The organism is Campylobacter sp. W0066.2 (assembly GCF_024723515.1).
GTDB lineage: Bacteria > Campylobacterota > Campylobacteria > Campylobacterales > Campylobacteraceae > Campylobacter_D.
Genome location: NZ_JANQCV010000025.1, coordinates 1 through 5000, shown reverse-complemented (window position 1 = coordinate 5000; position 5000 = coordinate 1). Strand labels below are relative to the sequence as shown.

The window sequence follows — 5000 nt, the reverse complement described above, 5'->3', positions numbered from 1 at the left end:
AACGATGTACACTAGTTGTTGGGGTGCTAGTCATCTCAGTAATGCAGCTAACGCATTAAGTGTACCGCCTGGGGAGTACGGTCGCAAGATTAAAACTCAAAGGAATAGACGGGGACCCGCACAAGCGGTGGAGCATGTGGTTTAATTCGAAGATACGCGAAGAACCTTACCTGGGCTTGATATCCTAAGAACCTTTTAGAGATAAGAGGGTGCTAGCTTGCTAGAACTTAGAGACAGGTGCTGCACGGCTGTCGTCAGCTCGTGTCGTGAGATGTTGGGTTAAGTCCCGCAACGAGCGCAACCCACGTATTTAGTTGCTAACGGTTCGGCCGAGCACTCTAAATAGACTGCCTTCGTAAGGAGGAGGAAGGTGTGGACGACGTCAAGTCATCATGGCCCTTATGCCCAGGGCGACACACGTGCTACAATGGCATATACAATGAGACGCAATACCGCGAGGTGGAGCAAATCTATAAAATATGTCCCAGTTCGGATTGTTCTCTGCAACTCGAGAGCATGAAGCCGGAATCGCTAGTAATCGTAGATCAGCCATGCTACGGTGAATACGTTCCCGGGTCTTGTACTCACCGCCCGTCACACCATGGGAGTTGATTTCACTCGAAGCCGGAATACTAAACTAGTTACCGTCCACAGTGGAATCAGCGACTGGGGTGAAGTCGTAACAAGGTAACCGTAGGAGAACCTGCGGTTGGATCACCTCCTTTCTAGAGTACAAACTGATAAGTCTCACAACTATCAGTTCATATATAGACTCAATCATCCTTGTTTAGATTTCAAAGATTGATGAAAAGCTAATTTTGGGGAATTAGCTCAGCTGGGAGAGCGCCTGCTTTGCACGCAGGAGGTCAGCGGTTCGATCCCGCTATTCTCCACCATTTATTAAGGGCCTATAGCTCAGCTGGTTAGAGTGCACCCCTGATAAGGGTGAGGTCACAAGTTCAAGTCTTGTTAGGCCCACCATAAAAAAGATTTGTTTATCAATCATATAATAAAGTTTTAAAACTTAAAGCAAGTATATAGCTAATAATAAAGCAGTAAATAAAGTAAAATACTTTATTGCTTATGTTTTTAAATCATTTAAACTCTTTATATATACTTCCTTTAGGTTTTAAGACCTAAGCTAAATAAATAATAGAATATTTTATATATTAGATTAGTTATTTAATGTTATTTGAATTATCATTGTTAAGAGTCACAAGCAAGTTTTAATAAAAACAATTTTACAGGACTTGTTAAAGGATAAAACCTAACTATCTTTTCTTTAGCTTTTAGTTAAAGACAAGTTTTAAACTCACAGCTTAGTTAGACTAATTTATTTAGTTTTATTAAGTGTTTAAATGCTTTCCGTCTTAAGATAGTAAAGTCTTATCATAAAAACTTTAACAAGGAAGTGATGCGTTTTAGAATGAATTTAAAAGGTAAGCTATTAAGAGCGAATGGTGGATGCCTTGGCTGGTAAAGGCGATGAAGGACGTACTAGACTGCGATAAGCTACGGGGAGCTGTCAAGAAGCTTTGATCCGTAGATTTCCGAATGGGGCAACCCAGTATATAGAGATATATACTACCATAATGGAGCGAACGTAGGGAATTGAAACATCTTAGTACCTACAGGAAAAGAAATCAATAGAGATTGCGTCAGTAGCGGCGAGCGAAAGCGCAAGAGGGCAAACCCAGTGCTTGCACTGGGGGTTGTAGGACTGCAATGTGCAATAGGTGAGGTTAGTAGAACACTCTGGAAAGTGTAGCCATAGAGGGTGATAGTCCCGTATACGAAAACCAAACCTTAGCTAGCAGTATCCTGAGTAGGGCGGGACACGAGGAATCCTGTCTGAAGCTGGGTCGACCACGATCCAACCCTAAATACTACTACCAGACCGATAGTGCACAAGTACCGTGAGGGAAAGGTGAAAAGAACTGAGGTGATCAGAGTGAAATAGAACCTGAAACCATTTGCTTACAATCATTCAGAGCACTATGTAGCAATACAGTGTGATGGACTGCCTTTTGCATAATGAGCCTGCGAGTTGTGGTGTCTGGCAAGGTTAAGCACACGCGAAGCCGTAGCGAAAGCGAGTCTGAATAGGGCGCTTAAGTCAGATGCTGCAGACCCGAAACGAAGTGATCTATCCATGAGCAAGTTGAAGCTAGTGTAAGAACTAGTGGAGGACTGAACCGATAGGCGTTGAAAAGCCCCCGGATGACTTGTGGATAGGGGTGAAAGGCCAATCAAACTTCGTGATAGCTGGTTCTCTCCGAAATATATTTAGGTATAGCGTTGTGTCGTAGTATAAGGGGGTAGAGCACTGAATGGGCTAGGGCATACACCAATGTACCAAACCCTATCAAACTCCGAATACCTTATATGTAATCACAGCAGTCAGGCGGCGAGTGATAAAATCCGTCGTCAAGAGGGAAACAACCCAGACTACCAGCTAAGGTCCCTAAATCTTACTTAAGTGGAAAACGATGTGAAGTTACTTAAACAACCAGGAGGTTGGCTTAGAAGCAGCCATCCTTTAAAGAAAGCGTAATAGCTCACTGGTCTAGTGATTTTGCGCGGAAAATATAACGGGGCTAAAGTAAGTACCGAAGCTGTAGACTTGATTTTATCAAGTGGTAGGAGAGCGTTCTATTTGCGCCGAAGGTATACCGGTAAGGAGTGCTGGAGCGAATAGAAGTGAGCATGCAGGCATGAGTAGCGATAATTAATGTGAGAATCATTAACGCCGTAAACCCAAGGTTTCCTACGCGATGCTCGTCATCGTAGGGTTAGTCGGGTCCTAAGTCGAGTCCGAAAGGGGTAGACGATGGCAAATTGGTTAATATTCCAATACCAACATTAGTGTGCGATGGAAGGACGCTTAGGGCTAAGCAAGCTAGCGGATGGAAGTGCTAGTCTAAGGTCGTAGGAGGTTATATAGGCAAATCCGTATAACAATACTCCGAGAACTGAAAGGCTCTTCAAAGTCTTCGGACAGCGAGGAGAATTGCTGATGCCGTCGAGCCAAGAAAAGTTTCTAAGTTTAGCTAATGTTGCCCGTACCGTAAACCGACACAGGTGGGTGGGATGAGTATTCTAAGGCGCGTGGAAGAACTCTCTTTAAGGAACTCTGCAAAATAGCACCGTATCTTCGGTATAAGGTGTGGTTCGCTTCGTATTAGGATTTACTCCGAAAGCGAAGAAACTTACAACAAAGAGTCCCTCCCGACTGTTTACCAAAAACACAGCACTCTGCTAACTCGTAAGAGGATGTATAGGGTGTGACGCCTGCCCGGTGCTCGAAGGTTAATTGATGGGGTTAGCATTAGCGAAGCTCTTGATCGAAGCCCGAGTAAACGGCGGCCGTAACTATAACGGTCCTAAGGTAGCGAAATTCCTTGTCGGTTAAATACCGACCTGCATGAATGGCGTAACGAGATGGGAGCTGTCTCAAAGAGGGATCCAGTGAAATTGTAGTGGAGGTGAAAATTCCTCCTACCCGCGGCAAGACGGAAAGACCCCGTGGACCTTTACTACAGCTTGACACTGCTATTTGGATAAGAATGTGCAGGATAGGTGGGAGGCTTTGAGTATATGACGCCAGTTGTATATGAGCCGTTGTTGAGATACCACTCTTTCTTATTTGGGTAGCTAACCAGCTTGAGTTATCCTCAAGTGGGACAATGTCTGGTGGGTAGTTTGACTGGGGCGGTCGCCTCCCAAATAATAACGGAGGCTTACAAAGGTTGGCTCAGAACGGTTGGAAATCGTTCGTAGAGTATAAAGGTATAAGCCAGCTTAACTGCAAGACATACAAGTCAAGCAGAGACGAAAGTCGGTCTTAGTGATCCGGTGGTTCTGTGTGGAAGGGCCATCGCTCAAAGGATAAAAGGTACCCCGGGGATAACAGGCTGATCTCCCCCAAGAGCTCACATCGACGGGGAGGTTTGGCACCTCGATGTCGGCTCATCGCATCCTGGGGCTGGAGCAGGTCCCAAGGGTATGGCTGTTCGCCATTTAAAGCGGTACGCGAGCTGGGTTCAGAACGTCGTGAGACAGTTCGGTCCCTATCTGCCGTGGGCGTAAGAAGATTGAAGAGATTTGACCCTAGTACGAGAGGACCGGGTTGAACAAACCACTGGTGTAGCTGTTGTTCTGCCAAGAGCATCGCAGCGTAGCTAAGTTTGGAACGGATAAACGCTGAAAGCATCTAAGCGTGAAGCCAACTCTAAGATGAATCTTCTCTAAGCTCTCTAGAAGACTACTAGTTTGATAGGCTGGGTGTGTAATGGATGAAAGTCCTTTAGCTGACCAGTACTAATAGAGCGTTTGGCTTATCTTATTTAAGCATCACTTCCTTGTTAAGGTTTTTAATAAAGCTTTGAGTGTTTTTATATGAAATATTTATATAAAGATTATGTTCTTAAGTTTATAAAATCTTATAAGTAAAGTTTATATTAGAACTTGCTCTTAACATTGTTTTTTAAGTATTCTAAAACAATAAAGTATTTAGTTTAGTAAAACATCTAAATATAAGAATAAGATGAAAACTAAAATAAAAATAATGATTTTTTATATCTAAATCTTATTGATTGCTTTTATTATGTTATATTAATATAGAATATTTAAATAACAATGTCCGTGATTATACAGATGTGGAGACGCCTTGCTCCATCCCGAACCAAGAAGCTAAGCACATCGTGGGTGATGATACTACGCCTTACTGGCAGGGGGAAAGTAGCTCATTGCGGACTTGTTAATTCTCTTATTATTCTTATTTACTACTTAGATAAATCTTTAAATTAATTTATTCTTTTTATTGTTGGTTGTTATTATTTTTTATTAGTTTATAAAATTTAGTTATTTAGTTGGATTGTTTATTGGCTTAATCCTTAAATTAGTTTATTCTTTTACTTATTATTGATTTTTATTTTTAAATTTTTTTAGTTTTATGTGTTGTTTCTTATGGCTTAGATTTGTGTTGTTGGTTATTGAAT

At 42.2% G+C, this 5000-nt stretch carries 2 tRNA genes and 3 rRNA genes (1 of these 5 running past the window's edge); all 5 read left to right on the top strand.

Annotated elements, in window-relative coordinates:
- Positions 1-725 (top strand): 16S ribosomal RNA (locus CAMP18498_RS07700); it begins 789 nt to the left of the window's first position.
- A gap of 95 nt (positions 726-820) precedes the next feature.
- Positions 821-896 (top strand) — tRNA-Ala (locus tag CAMP18498_RS07695).
- An 8-nt stretch (positions 897-904) separates the two neighbouring features.
- Positions 905-981 (top strand) — tRNA-Ile (locus CAMP18498_RS07690).
- A 456-nt stretch (positions 982-1437) separates the two neighbouring features.
- Positions 1438-4345 (top strand): 23S ribosomal RNA (locus tag CAMP18498_RS07685).
- Positions 4346-4640: 295 nt separating this feature from the next.
- Positions 4641-4757, top strand: a 5S ribosomal RNA gene (rrf, locus tag CAMP18498_RS07680).
- Together the 16S, 23S and 5S rRNA genes with 2 tRNA genes alongside form the textbook arrangement of a ribosomal RNA operon.
- Positions 4758-5000: the final 243 nt, after the last annotated feature.